The organism is Streptomyces sp. NPDC001027, from assembly GCF_040299045.1.
Lineage (GTDB): Bacteria > Actinomycetota > Actinomycetes > Streptomycetales > Streptomycetaceae > Streptomyces.
The window spans coordinates 55858-72443 of record NZ_JBEPBI010000012.1; the positions used below are offsets into that span (position 1 = coordinate 55858).

Consider the following 16586-nt stretch of genomic DNA (forward strand, 5'->3'; position numbering starts at 1 on the left):
TCCTCGGTGCCGGTCGTGCTTACTGGTTGCCGCAGGGGGACACGGGGGCCGCGTCCAGCCAGGGCAGGTCGTGTCCCATCCGGTCCCGCTTGGTGCGCAGGTAGCGGATGTTGTGCTCGCCCGCCTGGACGGGCATCGGTTCGCGCTCGACGACCTCGATGCCGTGCCGGACGAGCGCCTCGCTCTTCTCGGGGTTGTTCGTCATGAGGCGGACGCCGCGCACGCCGAGGTCGGCGAGGATCTGCGCCCCGGCCCCGTAGTCACGGGCGTCGGCGGGCAGGCCAAGCTCCAGGTTGGCGTCGAGGGTGTCGTGACCCTGTTCCTGGAGTTCGTACGCCCTCAGCTTGGACAGCAGGCCGATGCCCCGGCCCTCGTGTCCGCGCAGGTAGACCAGCACGCCCCGGCCCTCGCTCTGGATGCGTTCCAGGGACGCGTCGAGCTGGGGGCCGCAGTCGCACCGCAGGGACGCGAAGACGTCGCCGGTGAGGCATTCGGAGTGGACGCGGACCAGGACGTCCTCCCCGTCGCCGATGTCGCCGTGGACCAGGGCGACGTGCTCGACGCCGTCGACGGTGGAGCGGTAGCCGTACGCGGTGAACGTGCCGTGCACGGTGGGCAGTCGGGTCTCGGCCTCGCGGCGGACCGTCGGCTCGGCGCCGCGCCGGTAGGCGATCAGGTCCTCGATGGAGATGATCGTCAGGCCGTGCTTGCGGGCGAACGGGATCAGTTCGGGAAGGCGCAGCATCCGGCCGTCCTCACCCGCGATCTCGACGATCGCACCGGCCGGGCGCAGCCCCGCGAGCCGGGCGAGGTCCACGGCGGCCTCGGTGTGGCCGTTGCGGGTCAGCACGCCGCCGGGCTGGGCGCGCAGCGGAAAGACGTGGCCGGGGCGCACGAAGTCGGTCGGCCCGGCGTCGCCGCTCGCCAGCAGGCGGAGCGTGGCGGCGCGGTCGACGGCGGAGATGCCGGTGGTGACGCCGTGCGCGGCCGAGGCGTCCACGGAGACCGTGAACGCGGTCGTCATCGACTCGGTGTTGTCGTCGACCATCTGCGGGAGCTTCAGGCGCTCCAGCTCGTCGCTCTCCATGGGGGCGCAGATCAGGCCGCGGCACTCGCTCATCATGAAGGCGACGATCTCGGGCGTCACCTTCTCGGCGGCGACGACGAGGTCGCCCTCGTTCTCGCGGTCCTCGTCGTCGACGACCACGATGGGGCGGCCGGCCGCGATGTCGGCGATGGCCTGCTCGACGGGGTCGAGGCTGAGGTCTTCCAGGCCTTCGGTGCTGTACAGGATCGGTGCCGTGCTCATGCCGGCGCTCCTTCCAGAGCGGGTTGCGAGGCCTTGCGGGACCGCAGCCACCAGTCGCGCATGCCCCACAGGACGAGCGCGCCGTAAATGACGTAGACGAAGCCTGAGAAGGCGTAGCCGTTGGCGAAGTTGAGGGGGACGCCGACGACGTCGACGAGGAGCCAGGCGATCCAGAACTCGACCATGCCGCGCGCCTGGGCGTACATGGCGACGATGGTGCCGACGAAGATGTAGGCGTCGGGCCAGGGGTCCCAGGACAGGGAGGGGTTGGCCTTGAAGAGGAGGGCGACGGCGACCGTGCCGGCGGCCGCGGCGCCGATCATGGCCGCGCGCTCGGTCCAGGTGGCGAAGCGGGGGGTGATCTGGCCGTCCGCGGACCGCCCCTTGCTGCGGTTCCACTGCCACCAGCCGTACAGGGCGACGGCCATGACGACGACCTGCTTGCCCGCGCTGCCGGCGAGGTGGCCGTAGAAGGCGACGAAGAGGACGAGCCCGGAGAGGAACTGCACCGGCCAGGTGAGCAGCGAGCGGCGCCAGCCGAGGGCGAGGGTGATCAGGCCGAGGATGTTCCCGATCATGTCCGACCAGATGATGTGCTGGTCGAACGCGACGAACGCCTCGGAGTTCAGCCAGTTCACTTGCCCGCTCCCTGCTGTGTGGTGGCCAGCAGGCGCTCGACGTACTTGGCGACGATGTCCACCTCGAGGTTGACCGGGTCGCCGGGCTGCTTGAGGCCGAGCGTGGTCAGCGCGAGCGTGGTGGGGATGAGGCTGACGGTGAAGAAGTCCGGACCGGCCTCGACGACCGTGAGGCTGATGCCGTCGACGGTGATGGAGCCCTTCTCCACGACGTACCGGGCGAGTTCGGCGGGGAGGGAGACCTTGACGATCTCCCAGTTCTCCGACGGCCTGCGCTCCAGCACCGCGCCCGTGCCGTCGACGTGCCCCTGCACGATGTGCCCGCCGAGACGCGCGCCGACGGCGGTGGGGCGTTCGAGGTTGACGCGGGAGCCGACGGCGAGTGCGCCGAGGCTGGATCGGTCCAGGGTCTCCGCCATGACGTCTGCGGTGAACTCGTCGCCCTCGTGCTCGACGACGGTGAGACAGACCCCGTTCACGGCGATGGAGTCGCCGTGCTTCGCGCCGTCGGTGACGACGGGGCCGCGCAGCCGGAAGCGGGAGGCGTCGCCGAGATTCTCGACGGCGGTGACCTCACCCAGCTCTTCGACGATTCCGGTGAACACTTCCCGGGTCCTCCTGCCTCATAGGGCACGGACTCCGGGGCCTGTCGATGACGACAGCAGGTACGGGCAGCGGCTTCGGGACGACGCCGGACGGACTCGTCCACCGACGAGTGCATATACGACGACGCGCACGAATGCCCGCCCGCCGCGCACTGCCTCCCATCCGGACTTTAACCGTCGGTCCAGGAATTTCACCTGGTCAACCGGCCGCTGGAAGCGGACGGGTCGCGGACTATAACCGCCGGTTCGGACTTTCACCGACCCCGGAGTGCGCTGCTTTTGGTACAGGGTCAGTGTGCCACGGCCGGTGGGCGTCCATACAGGTGAAGGGTGTGGGTTGGCTCACAGGACGTCACTCCTCCACTCAACACCCCATTAGTCCATACCTATTGACGGACTGGTCTAGTCCTTTTTAGGCTCGAGCCGTGCGGCCCGGCGGCGGTGACGACGGCCCTTGCCCGCCGCCGGGCCTCCGCGCACGACCGACGGGCGTCGCGCCGCCCGCCCGGCAGCGGGGACCTTCGCAACACACCCCTTACCGGCGCCGGGGAGCCCCAAGGCCTCCGGTCGGCGCCGTTGCGAACAGGTCCTCCTGAGCGGATTCGCGGGCCGTGAGCAGCGCCCCGCGGAGCACCGCGCCGCCGCCCAGCACGCCGGGGCGCACCTCGGTGGGCAGCGGGGCCATGTGCCGCAGCCGCCGCGCCACCCGGTCGGCCAGCACCTCCCCGCCGGCCTGGCCGACCTCTCCGCCGAGCACCACGCAGCCCGGGTCGAGGACGGCGACGACGGAGGCCGCACCGAGGGCCAGCCGCTCGGCGAGGGCGTCGAGGAAACGCGCGGCGGCGACCCGCGGCGCGGATCCCCCGGCCGCCGCGAACGCCGTCGCCGGGGCCGCCGCGGATCCGGCGTCCTTCGCCGCGGGTCCCGACTCCCGCGCCGAGGTCTCCGGTGCGGCGCAGTGCTCCCGCTCCGGCTCGCGCACCGCGGCCACCGCCTCCCGCACCAGGGCCGCGGCCACCGGTTCCTCGGCGTGCGGTCCGGGCGTCAGGCCGAAGCTCTCCGCCAAGGCGGCGATCGCCGCGGAGCCGGCCAGGGAGTGGAAGCCGCCCGCGCAGTCGGTCGCCGACGGCAGTCCGCTCGTGCCGGGGACCGGCAGGAAGCCGATCTCCCCGGCGCCGCCGGAGGCGCCCCGGCGCAGGACGCCGTCCAGGACGACGGCCGCGCCGGTGCCGTGGCCCAGCCACAGCAGGACGAACGTGTCGCGGTCGTGGGCCGCGCCCTCGCGCTGTTCGGCCAGGGCGGCCAGGTTGGTCTCGTTCTCGATGTGCGCGCGGGCCTGCGGGAACCGTTCCTGGAGGGCGGCGACCAGACGGCGGTGCCATTCAGGCAGGCCGCTGGAGTCGCGCAGTTCACCGCTCGCGGGGTCGATCAGGCCGGGCGCGCCGATGCCCAGGGTGTGCAGCCGGTCGGCGCCCGCCTCCTTCGCCGCGCGCTCGACCAGCGCGACCGCCCGCTCCACGGCCGTCCCGGTGCCCGTGTCGCCGCCGATCGGCACCGAGGCCTCGGCGAGCACCCGGCCCACCAGGTCGGAGACGAGCACGGCGACGCCCTCCGTCCGCACGTCCAGCGCGGCCAGCTGCGCGCGGTCGGCGACGATGCCGTAGAGCTTGGCGTTCGGGCCGCGGCGCTGCTCCCCGGCCTCTCCCACGACCCGGATCAGCCCGGCGGCGGTGAGGCGTTCGACGAGGTCGGCCACCGTGGGACGGGACAGGCCGGTGAGCTGTTTCAACCGCCCCGCCGTCAACGGGCCTTCGCGTTGCAGCAGCCGCAGGGCGAGCCGGTCGTTGATGGCCCGGGCGGTGCTCGGGGTTGCGGGCATGGCGGGAATCCTCCCACGGCCGAGGGGGACCCGGTCGGGGGACCGGCCGGTGCTCCTCTATTTATCAGGCAAGGTTCCTGATAGTTTACGTCGGCGGCGCGCGGGCGTCGCCGAGAAGGCCTGGAGGGCGGGAGAAGTGAGCGGAGTGGGCGAAGTGGTCCGCGCGCCGTCACAGGTGCGGCGCGCCCGGTACGCCGTGGCGGCCGTGTTCGCCGTGCACGGCGCCGTCACCGGATCCTTCGCCACCCGGGTGCCCTGGATCCAGGACCACGCCGACGTCTCCACCGGCCAGCTCGGGTTCGCTCTGGCCTTCACCGCGTTCGGCGCGGCCTGCGCCATGCCGCTGGCGGGCTCGGTCACCCATCGGTTCGGCAGCCGTACGGCCCTGCGCGGGCTGCTCGCGCTGTGGACGCTGTCGCTGGTCCTGCCCGCCCTCGCCCCGAACCTGCCGACGCTGTGCCTGGCGATGTTCGCCTACGGCGCGGCCGCCGGCATGGCCGACGTCGCCATGAACGCCCTCGGGGTGGAGGTGGAGCGGCTGCTCGGCAGGTCGATCATGTCCGGGCTGCACGGCATGTGGAGCGCGGGCGCCCTGATCGGCTCGGTCGGCGGCACGCTCGCCGCCCACCTCGGCGCGGACGCCCGCGTGCATCACGCGCTGGCCGCCGCCGTCCTCACCGGTCTCGGGCTGCTGGCCTGCCGGTGGGTGCTCGACATCCGGCCGGCCGCGGACGCGGAGCCGCCTCCGCGGTTCGCGCTGCCGCCCCGCTCGGCGCTGCTGATCGGCGCGGTCGGCTTCTGCGCGGTGTTCGCGGAGGGCGCGAGCCTGGACTGGTCGGCGGTGTACCTGCGCGACCGGCTCGAGTCGTCGGCCGGGGTCGCGGCGGCCTGCACGACCGGCTTCATGCTCACGATGGCGGTGGCGCGGATCGCGGGAGACGCGGTGGTCGACCGGTTCGGCGCGGTGCGCACGGTACGGGCGGGCGGCGTGCTGGCCGCGCTGGGCGGGCTGCTGATCGTCGTCGCGGGGCATCCGGCGGTGGCGATCGGCGGGTTCGGGCTGATGGGGCTCGGCATCGCGGTCGTCGTGCCGCTGTGCTTCGCCGCGGCCGGCCACAGCGGACCCAACCCCAGTCAGGCCATCGCGGGCGTCGCGACGATCACGTACACCTCCGGACTGATCGCCCCGAGCCTGATCGGCGGGGTCGCCCAGGCGACGAGTCTGATGGCGTCCTTCGCCGTGGTGACCGTGCTGGCGTGCGGACTCGTGGCCTTCGCGGGCGTGCTGCGCGGCGGGGAGCGGACGGGCGCGAAGGTCAGTCCGCGGGCCGCAGCAGTGCCCGACCCGCGGCCCTGAAGGTCTCGCTCCAGGGCGTGGGGCGCATGGTCGTCGCGTCCAGCCGGACGAGGACCCGGGCGCCGCGCGCGTACGTGAGCGTCCCGTCCGTCGAGCAGAAACGGAAGCCGTAGGTCAGGCCGGTGACCCCGAGCCGCTCCAGCCACAGGTGCACGGCGTACGCGCCCGGTCTGGTCACCGGCGCCTCGTAAGTGATCCGGAGTTCCTTCACGGCGTTGCAGGCGTCGCCGGCCGCCCCCCAGTCCCCCTCGAAGCGCACGCCGTGCTCCTGCCACAGCTCGCTCCAGGCGCGCTCGACCATCACCGGGTAACGGGCGTTGTGCAGCAGTCCTAGCGCGTCCAGGTCGTCGAAGTGGACGGTGACCGGGACGAGCCGGCCGTACGACACGGCAGGGGCGGGCGGGGCTTCGGCGGTCACGGCGGGGCTCCTGTGCAGGTGAGGGGGACGGTCCCTATGGTAGAGCGCCGCCTAAGCGGTCGCTCACCCCTCCCCCTGGTGACCGCCCCGGCAGCCCCTCGGCCGCTGATGCACGGGAGAATGATCAGGACGTCCGCACCCGTACGAAAGCGAAACCGCACCATGGATCTCGGCATCCGCTGGAAACTGCACGGCGACGGCCGGACGCCGGCGCCCGGCGCGGTGGTCCGCCCCGACGAGCGGCTGTCCTGGCCCCGCACGGCCGGGCTCGGCGCCCAGCACGTGGTGGCGATGTTCGGGGCGAGTTTCGTGGCGCCGGTCCTGATGGGCCTGGATCCGAACCTCGCCATCATGATGTCGGGCGTGGCGACGGTGATCTTCCTGCTCGCCACCCGCGGCCGGGTGCCCAGCTACCTCGGCTGCTCCCTGTCCTTCGTGGGCGTGGCCGCGGTCATCCGGGCCCAGGGCGGCGCCAGCGCCACGGTCACCGGCGCGGTCCTGGTCGTCGGGGCCGCCCTGTTCGTCGTCGGCCTGGCCGTGCAGCGCTTCGGGGCGCGCATCATCCACATCGCGATGCCGCCGATCGTGACGGGCGCGGTGGTGATGCTGATCGGCTTCAACCTCGCTCCGGTCACCGCCACCGTCTACTGGCCGCAGGACCAGTGGACGGCCCTGCTGACCATGGCGTTCACCGGTCTGGCGGTGGTCTGCCTGCGGGGCTTCTGGTCCCGGATCGCGATCTTCCTCGGCCTGGTCTTCGGGTACGCCGTGTCGTGGGCGTCCGACCGGATCTTCGGCCGCATCCACTCGGCCGACGCGAGCGGGAAGGTCACCGACCACTGGCGGCTCGACCTGTCCGGGGTCGCCCACGCCGACTGGATCGGCCTGCCGTCCTTCCACGGGCCGTCGTTCGAGTGGTCGGCGATCCTCGTGGCACTGCCGGTCGTCATCGCACTGGTCGCGGAGAACGCGGGGCATGTCAAGGCGGTCGGCGAGATGACCGGCGACGACCTCGACGACCGGCTCGGCACGGCGATCTCCGCCGACGGCGTCGGCTCGATGCTGTCCACGGCCGTGGGCGGGCCGCCCAACACCACCTACTCCGAGAACATCGGCGTGATGGCCGCGACCCGCGTCTACTCGACGGCCGCCTACTGGGCGGCCGCCGGCTTCGCCCTCCTGTTCGGGCTGTGCCCGAAGTTCGGCGCGGTGGTCGCCGCGATCCCCGGGGGCGTCCTCGGCGGCATCACCGTCATCCTCTACGGCATGATCGGCCTGCTCGGCGCGCAGATCTGGCTCAACGCCCGGGTCGACCTTCGCAATCCCCTGAACCTGGTGCCGGCCGCGGCGGGCATCATCATCGGCGTCGGCAACGTCACGATGCACTTCACCGACACCTTCTCCCTGAGCGGCATCGCGCTCGGCACGATCGTCGTCGTCGGCGGCTACCACGCCCTGCGCGCGCTCGCACCCGCCCACCTCAGGACAGGACGGCCGCTGCTGGACGGCGGCGCCAGCAGCTACGACGACGCCAGCTCATAGGCGTACGCGGGGCTGAACTCGCCCGCCGCACCCTTGCAGCCGTCCGACTCCCCCGGCAGCTTCACCCACAGATAGGCGTCGATCCGGGCCTGCCCGGTGTCCAGGGTGGGCGCCCTGCCGATGCTGCGGCCGTCCGGGTCGCACCACTCGCCGTCGGCCGGCGCGCCGTTGCCGTTGCGGCTCGTGTCGATGACCGCCCCCAGGCCCGCCGGGCCGCCCAGCGCATCCAGCACCCGGCGCGCATAGGCGACCTCGTCCGCGGTGCCGCGGAAGTTGGAGACATTGCTGAAGATCCCGTCGGAGGACGCGGCCGAGGCGGCGCCCGCCTGCCTCAGCAGCGCGGCCTGCTGCGCCGGCGCGTTCCAGTGGGAGTGACCGGCGTCGTAGTAGACGCGGGCCGCGGGGTTCGCCGCCTTCAGCACCCGCCCCGCGCGGGCCAGGGCGGCGAAGCGGTCGGCCCGCGCGCCCGCGTCGAGACAGTCGGCCTGGGCGATCGAGTCCGGCTCCAGGACGACGACCGCCTCGCCGCGGCCGAGCCCGGCGGCGAACCGGTCGATCCAGCCGTCGTAGGCGTCGATGTCGGGCGCTCCGCCCTCGGAGGCGCCGCCGCAGTCGCGGTCCGGGATCGCGTACGCCACGAGGACGGGGACCCGGCCCTGGGCGGCGGCGCCCGAGGTGACCGCGCGGACCCGTGCCGTGATCGTGCCGGGCGCGTAGTCGGCGAACCACACCGCAGCCGGCCGGTTCGCGATCCGGGACTCGATCACGGGGGTGCGCGGGTCGGCGGGGTGGGCGTGCACCCAGTCGAGGACCTGGGACTCGTCGTGGCGGTACAGGCCCGCGGACGCGGCGGCCGCCCGCGGCTTCCGCGCGGCGCGGCGGGCGGCCGGGGGCGACGGCGTCGCGGCGGGCGACACGGTCGGGGAAGCCGCGGCGAGGGACGGGGACGGCGGACGGGAGGGGGCCGGCAGCGTCGCGCCGGCGCCGGGTGGGGCTGCGGCGGTGTCGCGGCCCCGGTCTCGCTCGTCGCCGTCGCCGAGCGCGGTCACCGTCCCGGCCGCGGCGCCGAGGACGACCACGACCGAGGCGACGCAGAGCATGGCGCTGCGTCGGCCGGCCCGTCGCTCACGTACCCCTGACACCGTGCTGTTCCCCCTCCCGCGCGGCGCGCCCGTCCCCCGTTCCGGGGAAACGTCGGGCTCGCCGGCACGCGGGCCAGCCTAGAACTGCCACCCTGCCCCCATGCCGCAATCGGAACAGTTCACCCTTCCCGTCGACGCGGGGGCCGGCCCGGCCGACCCGAGCCTCGACGGCGTGCTCGCCCGGATGCGCGCCCTCGACGCGACCTTGCCCGCGCGTGACGGGGTCGCGGTCTTCAACCGTGTCTACCTCGCCGTGACGGAGGAGGTCGGCCGGCGCATCGACCGGGGCCGCTTCCCCGACCCGCAGGCCGCGATCACGCTGGACGTACGGTTCGCCGAGCGTTACCTGGACGCGGTGGATCCGGAGCCGGGCGACCGGCGTCCGCCCGCCTGCTGGCGCCCGCTGCTGCAGTTCCGCCGCCATCCGGGCGTACGCCCGCTGCAGTTCGCGCTCGCGGGCGTCAACGCGCACATCGGGCACGACCTCGCGCTCGCCGTCGTGGACGCCTGCCGTAGCCTCGGCTGCGAACCGGTCGAGCTGGAGGACGAGTTCGACCGCGTGGGCGATCTCCTCGTCTCGCTGGAGGAGCGGCTCCGCGAAGAGCTGATGCCGGGCCCCGATCTGCTGCAGATCGCCGATCCGCTCACCCATCTGCTCGGCGCCTGGAGCCTGGAGCGCGCCCGGGACGCCACCTGGACGGCGGCCCGGGCGCTGTGGGCGCTGCGCCGACTCCCCGACGTGGCCGTGGAGTTCACCGAGCGGCTCGACACGGCCGTCGGCTTCGCGGGACGGATGATGCTCACCCCGCTCTGAGGCGCGCCGGGGTGTGGCGCGCGGGCGGCGGACTCAGTTCTCCGGCAGTTCCACGGGCGCGATCTCGTCGTACACGTCGCCCGGGCCCGGGTTGGCAGCGTCGGTGGCCCCGCCGAAGTGGTGCATGACGCCCCAGACCGCGTTGAGCGCGGTCTGCACGGCGCCCTCGGCCCAGCCGGCCGTCCAGGAGATGTCGTCTCCGGCGAGGAAGACGCCCCGCTTGTCCTCGGGCAGCCGGTCCTGCATGAAGTGGGTGAACAGCCGCCGCTGGTAGCGGTAGTGGCCGGGGAGGTTGGCCTTGAACGCACCCATGAAGTAGGGCTCGTTCTCCCAGGAGACCGTCACGGGGTTGCCGATGACGTGCTTCCTGATGTCGACGTTCGGGTAGATCTCGCCGAGCGACTTCAGCATGACCTCCATCCGCTCGTTCGCGGACAGCGGCAGCCACTTCAGGCTGTCGTCGCACCAGGTGTACGAGAGGCAGATGACGGCGGGCCTGTCCGGGCCGTCGTCGAGCAGGTACGTCCCGCGGGTCATGCGGTCGGTGAGCGTCATCGACATGACGTCGCGGCCGGTGGTCTCGTCCTTGTCCAGCCAGAACGGCCGGTCGACGGGCACGAACAGCTTGCTGGACTCCATGTAGTGCGTGCGCTCGATCGCCGTCCAGTGGTCGATCGGGAAGAGCGAGTCGTCGCAGGCGATCTTCGACAGCAGCATCCAGGACTGGGCGGTGAAGACCGCCGCCCGGTAGGTGCGGATGTCGCCGTTCGCGTCGGTCACGGTGATCCGGTCGCCCGCGGTGCGGTGCAGCCGCGTCACGGCCGGCCGCGGCTCGCCGCCCTCGTGGAGCGAGCTGAGCGAGGTGCCATACGGCCAGTGGACGATCTTCTCCGGTTCCCGCTCCCACAGGCGCAGCGGCAGCTGCTGGGAGCCTCCGACGATGCCGCGGTGATGGTCGTCGGCCTCGGTGTAGACGACGCGGAGGATCTCCAGGATGGAGTTGGGGAAGTCGGTGTCCCAGCCGCCGGTGCCGAAGCCGACCTGGCCGAAGATCTCCCGGTGCCGGAAGGACTTGAAGGACTCGGAGTCGCAGAGGAAGCCGTAGAAGGTCTGGTTGTCGAGCTTCTCGACGAGCTTCGCCCAGATCTCGCGGATGCGCGGCACGTCGCGCTCGCGCATGGCCTGGTTCATGTCGGAGAAGTCGGCGCCCTCTTCGAGGCAGGCGTTCCAGGCCGCGGCGACGTCACGGTAGACCTGCGGAAGGTCGCCGATCGTCTCGGCGTAGTGGGACTCGCCCTTGAGGTCGACGACCGTCGAAGGGGTGGTCTCCGCGAGCGGGTTGGGGAAGGGCCGGGTCTCCAGCCCCACCAGGTCGATGTAGTGCTGGAGCGCCGTCGAGGACGGCGGGAAGCGCATCGCGCCCATCTCGGCGGTGAGGGAGGGGTCGCAGCCCTCGAAGCCGACGGTGCGCAGCCGTCCGCCGATCCGGTCGGCCTCGTAGACGACCGGCTTGAGCCCCATCTTCATCAGCTCGTACGCGGCCACGATGCCGGACAGCCCGCCGCCGATGACGGCGACCTCGGCGCCGTGCTCGGTCGCCGGGATCTGGCCGAGGCCCGCCGGGTGGGCGAGGAAGTCGTCGTAGGCGTACGGGAAGTCCGGACCGAACATGGTGATCGGCGGCTGCTGCTCGTCTGCGTGCTCGACGGCGTTGGGCACGGTGGACGTCATGGGGTGCGGACTCCTTGCGGCAAAGACGAGCTGGGGGTGCGGCGTTCGGGGGGTGCGGCGTCGGGGGTGCGGCGGTCAGGCCAGGGACCCGTAGAGACCGGGGCGGCGGTCCCGCAGGTAGGGGTTGGCCTCACGGGAGGCGGCGAGGGCGACCGGGTCGACGTCGGCGAGGACCAGTTCCTCGGCGCGGCCGGCGCGCGCCCGGGCGACGCCGTCCGGACCGGCCAGCGCGGAGAGCCCGACGAACTCGAACTCCCCTTCCCTGCCGACCCGGTTGACGTAGGCGATGTACATCTGGTTCTCGAAGGCGCGCACCGGGATCATCGACTCGGCGACGAACTGGAAGGGATGCATCTGCGCGGTCGGCGCCACGAGCAGGTCGGTGCCGGCGAGCGCGTGCGCCCGCACGTTCTCCGGGAACTCGACGTCGTAGCAGATCAGAAGGCCGACGGTGAGGCCGTTCAGCTCTGCCTGCACGACGGCCCGCGCGCCCTCGGTGAAGTGCTCGCGCTCGAAGCAGCCGAAGAGGTGGGTCTTGCGGTAGTTCGCGAGGCGGTCGCCGTCGGCGGAGATCAGCTGGACCGCGTTGTACACGGTGTCCCCGGAGCGCTCCGGGTAGCCGTAGGCGATCGCGATCCCGTGCCGCGCGGCGGTCTGGGCGACGGCGTCCGCGGAATCGCCGTCGGCGGGCTCGGCGAGGCGGGCGACGTCGTCGCCGATGGCGTACCCGGTGAGGAACATCTCCGACGTGACGAGCAGCCCGGCGCCCGCGGCGGCGGCGCGGTCCGCGGCCTCGTCGAGGACCTTGAGGTTCTCGTCGGCGGAGCCGGGGCGGCCGGAGCTCTGGAGCAGGGCGGTGCGCATGCGTGATCCTCACCGGGCGAAAGGGTGGTTGTGGGGGCCACCTAGACGGTACGGGCGGCCGAGCGGGCCGGACAAGAAGGAGCCGTTGAGCGACGGTGAGCGGTTCGTTGCGTGCGCGACGGATGGACCGGCGATTCGTTGCGCGCCTCCCTCTGGCTCTCCCCCACGGGTCCCCGGCGGAACACGCGCTTCTCTCTCCCCCCGGGCCAACGGGCAGAGCGCTCGCCGCCCCCCTCCCCGGGCCCAAGCGGCAGAGCCCCTGCCCGGCCCCGCCGGCAGAGCGCTCGGCGCGCTCTCGCCGCACGCGGCGACCGGGTCCTCACCCTCCTCTCCCCCGGCCTCGCGACACCGCCCTCGCCCGCCGGCTCCGGCGGCCCCGCGACAGCGCGCTCGCCGCCCTCCGCCGCCGTCGGCCCACCGCCAGCGCCGTGACCAGATACGGGAGGGCGCACAGGGCGAACACGACGCCGTGCGGGAACCGCGCGCCCAGGACGCCGTACGCGCCGTACACCGCGACGGTCACCAGCTCGGTCCCGACGCCGGCGATCGAGGTCAGGGTGGCCCGTGCGCCGCCGTCGATGCGCTGCTGGAGCCTGACGTCGGCCAGTACGGTCGCCGTCTGGAAGCCGCCGAAGGCCAGGCCGACGAGGGCGATTCCGGCCTGCGCCCCCGACAGCGCGCCGGCCGCCAGGGCGAGCGCGGAGCCCGCGAGGACCGCCGCCAGGCCGGTGCGGCCGAGGCGCTCCGCGGCACCGGCCAGCAGACTGCCCGCCGTCACGCCGGCCCAGATCATCATGAGCAGGTACGGGACTGCCCCGTCCGCCGCCCCGGTCCCCCTGACCAGCAGCGGAGTGTACTCGTCGAGGGCGCCCCACACCGCCGTGACGGCGGGGACGAGCAGCAGGGCGCCGAGAAGGGGACGGTCCCCGCGGAGTCCGCAGAGCCAGGAGAGGCCGGTGCGCAGCGCCCGGACCCGGCCCTCGTGGGCCCGGCCCCCATCGGCCCGGCTCTCGTCGGCCCGGCTCTCGTCGGCACGGGCCTCGTCGCGCTCGCCCCCGCCGGAGTCGGCGTCGGCGTCGGCGTCGGCGGGCGCCGGAGTGCGGTGCTCCGGGAAGCGGGTCGCCGTCACGGCGCAGAGCAGGCACGCCAGTACGCTGGCCGCGCCGACGGCCGGGTATCCGCCGACCGCGAAGACCGGCCCGGCCAGTCCCGTCGCCGCCAGCACGGCCCCTTGGCCCACGGCGTGCGCACGTCCCATGACCACGGCGTACCGGTCGGCGGCGCCTGCCAGGTCCAGTTCCTCGTAGACCAGTGCCTCGAGCGCGCCGGAGCCCAGCGCGCCACGGGCGCCCCACAGGACGAAGCCTGCCGCGAAGGCCCAGTACGACGGGAACAGCACCCACAGCGCGAAGCCGGCCGCGCCCAGCAGCGGGCCGGTCCACAGCAGCAGTCGTCGGGAGACGGCGTCGGCCCAGGCGCCGGAGGGCACCTCGAGCAGGACGCCGGTCAGCGACCACAGCACGAAGAGGGAGGACATCTCCCCGACGGACAGCCCGGCGTCCGCGAACAACAGCGCGTACACCGGGTAGAGAAGCACGAACTCGTCGAGGAACGCGTACGCGTAGAGCGTCGCGGTCAGTCGACGGACGTCGGAGCCGGTCGTGGATCAATGTCGCCAGGTCATGTCACCGATGCTAGACGGTTCCCGTCCCCTCGCCCACCGGATTGACGGAGACCGCCGAGGGGGTGATCGCGAAGGTGGTGATCACGGCTGCGTGGTCGGAGGGCCAGTCGTTGTCCTCGACGTCCGGCCACGGCCGGACGGCGCCGGTCACCAGGGTCCGCGAGTCGAGCACCCGCAGGCCCCGGTGGAGCACGAAGTCGATCCGGTCCTGCGGCTCCGCCCGGCCGCTGCCGTCCTCGTGCTCGGCGTGCACCGGGGACCAGGTGTGACCGGGCTCCCGCACGGGGTCCGGATGCGCCTCGCGGTAGGAGTCGGCGAAGCCCGCCTGTTCGGCGGCCCTGGTCACCGGCCACGCGGCGTCCGACCGGTCCAGGTGGGAGGGGCAGTTGAAGTCGCCGACGAGGACGACGGGCCGGTCCGGGCTCTCCCCGACCCGGCGCAGGGCGTCCACCAGCCGCGCGAGCCGACCCTCCTCGTGGACGGTCAGGGCGTCCGCGGCGAGCCCGTCGAAGGCGGCCTCGTAGGGCCCGTAGGGCGCGCAGTCCAGGTGGACCGTCCACACGTCGACCTCGCCCCCGGGGACGCGGATCCGGGCGCCCGCCGCTCCGTAGAAGCCCACCTGCGGATCGCCGAGGCCGGCGGCGATCGGGTGGCGGCTGACGATCCCCAGGTTCTCCCCGGCCCGGTGGCAGTGCCAGCCGAGGGCTTCGGCGAGCTCCTCGGCGGCGCCGCCGTACGTCTCCTGGAGCCCGACCACGTCCACGTCGGCCTCGGTGAGCGCCTTGAGCTGCTTGGCCCGGTGGTCGCGGACCTTGGTCCCCCCGAACCAGAGGTTCCACGTCATGACGCGGAGCCGGTGCGGCGGCAGGGAGCGCAGCCGCTCAGGGGTGACGCCTTCCAGACCGACCACCACGGTCCGGCCGGGGGCCGGCGGGATCGGCGCGAGCGACGGCACCGCAAGCACCGCGCACCCGGCCGCCTCCGCGGAGGCCACCCCGGTCTCGGTGTCCTCGACGGCCACACAGGCCGCGGGGTCGACGCCGAGGGCGCGGCAGGCCGCCAGATAGGGGTCGGGGGCGGGTTTGGTGTGCTCGGTGTCGTCGGCGGTGACGGTGACGGCGAACCGGTCCGCGCCGAGCGCGTCGAGCACCAGGTCGGCGACCGCCCGGGGCGACGCGGTCACCAGCGCCGTCGGCACGCGGTCCCGGGCCAGGGCGTCGAGCAGGGCGAGCGCGCCGGGGCGCGGCACGATGCCGGCGCGCACGCGGTCCGCGAACTCGCGGTGCAGCGCCTCGGCGAGGCCCGCCGCAGGGCGGCCGGAGCCGGCGGCCAGCCACTGCGCGGTGTGCTCGACGGGGCGGCCGAGCACCTCCGGCCGGTCCGCCTCGATCAGCGGCCGTCCGGCGACCCCTTCCACCGCCTCCCACCACAGCCGCTCGGTGTCGACGAGCGTGCCGTCCATGTCGAACAGGACGGCCTGGAGCGGGAGTCGGGTCACGGTGTCCTCTTTCGGCACGGGGTCAGGAAGCACGTTCGGCCACGAGCACCGGGCGATCCGGCAGCGACACGGTCACCGCGGTCCCCGCCGTGAGCCCGGCGGCCTCGTGGGCGGGCAGGTCGGCCTTCACCTCGGCGCCGTCCGCGAGCCGGACGGTGAGCCGGACGGCCGCGCCCAGGAAGGACGTGGCGACCACGCGGGCGTCCCCGGCGTCCTCGGCCCGCACCCGCACCGCCTCCGGCCGCAGCAGGGCGTCCACCTCGGTCACGGTCGGCACCCGGCCGTCGACGGGCAGCCGTCGTCCGAGCACCTCGACGGTGTCGCCGGCCAGGCGTCCCGGGATCCTGCTCGTCGTGCCCACGAACTCGGCGACGAAGGCCGTGGCGGGCCTGCCGTACAACTCGGCCGGGGCGGCGCACTGTTCGAGTCGCCCGGCGTGCATCACGGCGACCCGGTCCGCCATGGACAGGGCCTCCTCCTGGTCGTGGGTGACGAACAGGGTGGTGATGCCGAGCTCCTGCTGGAGCCGCCGGATCTCCTCGCGGAGGGTGAGCCGCACCTTGGCGTCGAGCGCGGAGAGCGGCTCGTCGAGCAGCAGGACCCGCGGGCGCAGGGCGAGCGCGCGGGCCAGCGCGATGCGCTGCTGCTGACCGCCGGAGAGCTGGTGCGGGAACCGCCCGCCCTTGTCGGCGAGGCCCACCAGGTCCAGCAACTCGGCGGCCCGTGACCGTCGTTCGGCGCTGCGCACCTTGCGCATCCGCAGCCCGAAGGCCACGTTGTCGAGCGCGTCGAGGTGCGGGAAGAGGCTGTACGACTGGAAGACCATCCCGGCGTCCCGGCGGTGGGCCGGAATCCGGGTGACGTCCTCGCCGTCGACGAGCACCGCACCGGAGTCGGGGTGTTCGAATCCGGCGAGCACCCGCAGCGCGGTGGTCTTGCCGCAGCCGGAGGGGCCGAGCAGGGCGACGAGTTCACCCGGCCGGACGGTGAGGTCGAGACCGTCGAGGGCGACGGTCGGCCCGAACTCCCTTCGCAGCCCCCGGAACTCGACGGTCGCCGCCTGCTTCGCGGCCTTCGTCTCTGTCGTATCGAGCACGGTCATGGT

General features: G+C 73.5%; 14 protein-coding genes and 1 riboswitch. Of the genes, 3 read left to right on the top strand and 11 right to left on the bottom strand.

Features of this window, described 5'->3' with window-relative positions; all coding sequences use genetic code 11:
• Window positions 1–19 precede the first annotated feature (19 nt).
• The 4 genes from ABT300_RS06470 to ABT300_RS06485 all read right to left on the bottom strand — a co-directional run bounded on the left by ABT300_RS06470 (window position 20) and on the right by ABT300_RS06485 (window position 4431).
• Entirely contained in the window at window positions 20–1309 is a 1290-nt protein-coding gene (locus ABT300_RS06470) for a bifunctional 3,4-dihydroxy-2-butanone-4-phosphate synthase/GTP cyclohydrolase II (RefSeq protein ID WP_351672766.1), read from the bottom strand.
• Entirely contained in the window at window positions 1306–1947 is a 642-nt protein-coding gene (gene pnuC / locus ABT300_RS06475; protein ID WP_351672768.1) for a nicotinamide riboside transporter PnuC, read from the bottom strand. Before pnuC ends, ABT300_RS06470 begins: the two co-directional genes overlap by 4 nt.
• Window positions 1944–2552, bottom strand: coding sequence for a riboflavin synthase (locus ABT300_RS06480; RefSeq protein WP_351672770.1), 609 nt, complete (start codon window positions 2550–2552; stop codon window positions 1944–1946). The genes pnuC and ABT300_RS06480 overlap by 4 nt, the downstream gene beginning before the upstream one ends.
• Before the next feature lie 145 nt (window positions 2553–2697).
• Window positions 2698–2828: riboswitch (FMN riboswitch) on the bottom strand.
• Between the two features lie 259 nt (window positions 2829–3087).
• Window positions 3088–4431: an ROK family transcriptional regulator gene (locus tag ABT300_RS06485; RefSeq protein WP_351672772.1), complete on the bottom strand. Its 1344-nt coding sequence runs from the start codon at window positions 4429–4431 to the stop codon at window positions 3088–3090.
• A gap of 145 nt (window positions 4432–4576) precedes the next feature.
• Here ABT300_RS06485 and ABT300_RS06490 point away from each other — a divergent pair, with 145 nt between their 5' ends.
• Window positions 4577–5788, top strand: coding sequence for an MFS transporter (locus ABT300_RS06490; RefSeq protein WP_351672812.1), 1212 nt, complete (start codon window positions 4577–4579; stop codon window positions 5786–5788).
• On the opposite strand, the gene ABT300_RS06495 is transcribed toward ABT300_RS06490, so the two are convergent.
• Window positions 5748–6206: an acyl-CoA thioesterase gene (locus ABT300_RS06495; protein WP_351672774.1), complete on the bottom strand. Its 459-nt coding sequence runs from the start codon at window positions 6204–6206 to the stop codon at window positions 5748–5750. The two genes, ABT300_RS06490 and ABT300_RS06495, sit on opposite strands and share 41 nt — an antisense overlap.
• A gap of 162 nt (window positions 6207–6368) precedes the next feature.
• Between ABT300_RS06495 and ABT300_RS06500 the strand changes: the two genes are divergently transcribed.
• Entirely contained in the window at window positions 6369–7748 is a 1380-nt protein-coding gene (locus ABT300_RS06500; protein WP_351672775.1) for a uracil-xanthine permease family protein, read from the top strand.
• Here ABT300_RS06500 and ABT300_RS06505 read toward each other — a convergent pair.
• Window positions 7727–8848 carry a glycoside hydrolase family 6 protein gene (locus ABT300_RS06505; protein ID WP_351672814.1) on the bottom strand — a complete coding sequence of 374 codons (1122 nt, stop codon included), beginning with the start codon at window positions 8846–8848 and terminating at the stop codon, window positions 7727–7729. The two genes, ABT300_RS06500 and ABT300_RS06505, sit on opposite strands and share 22 nt — an antisense overlap.
• A 142-nt stretch (window positions 8849–8990) precedes the next feature.
• Between ABT300_RS06505 and ABT300_RS06510 the strand changes: the two genes are divergently transcribed.
• The gene (locus tag ABT300_RS06510) at window positions 8991–9704 is read left to right on the top strand and encodes a DUF5995 family protein (protein ID WP_351672777.1); all 714 of its coding nucleotides are present in this window, start codon (window positions 8991–8993) and stop codon (window positions 9702–9704) included.
• 33 nt (window positions 9705–9737) lie between these two features.
• On the opposite strand, the gene ABT300_RS06515 is transcribed toward ABT300_RS06510, so the two are convergent.
• From ABT300_RS06515 to ABT300_RS06535, 5 genes are all read right to left on the bottom strand, one after another.
• The gene (locus ABT300_RS06515) at window positions 9738–11435 is read right to left on the bottom strand and encodes a flavin monoamine oxidase family protein (protein WP_351672779.1); all 1698 of its coding nucleotides are present in this window, start codon (window positions 11433–11435) and stop codon (window positions 9738–9740) included.
• 75 nt (window positions 11436–11510) lie between these two features.
• A complete protein-coding gene (locus ABT300_RS06520; protein ID WP_351672781.1) occupies window positions 11511–12299 on the bottom strand; it encodes a carbon-nitrogen hydrolase family protein in 789 nt (262 codons plus the stop codon).
• A 319-nt stretch (window positions 12300–12618) separates the two neighbouring features.
• A complete protein-coding gene (locus ABT300_RS06525) occupies window positions 12619–13938 on the bottom strand; it encodes an MFS transporter (protein ID WP_351672816.1) in 1320 nt (439 codons plus the stop codon).
• 55 nt (window positions 13939–13993) lie between these two features.
• On the bottom strand, window positions 13994–15481 hold the full coding sequence (locus ABT300_RS06530; protein ID WP_351672783.1) for an HAD-IA family hydrolase: 1488 nt from the start codon (window positions 15479–15481) through the stop codon (window positions 13994–13996).
• A gap of 22 nt (window positions 15482–15503) precedes the next feature.
• Entirely contained in the window at window positions 15504–16583 is a 1080-nt protein-coding gene (locus ABT300_RS06535) for an ABC transporter ATP-binding protein (protein ID WP_351672785.1), read from the bottom strand.
• Between the last annotated feature and the right edge of the window lie 3 nt (window positions 16584–16586).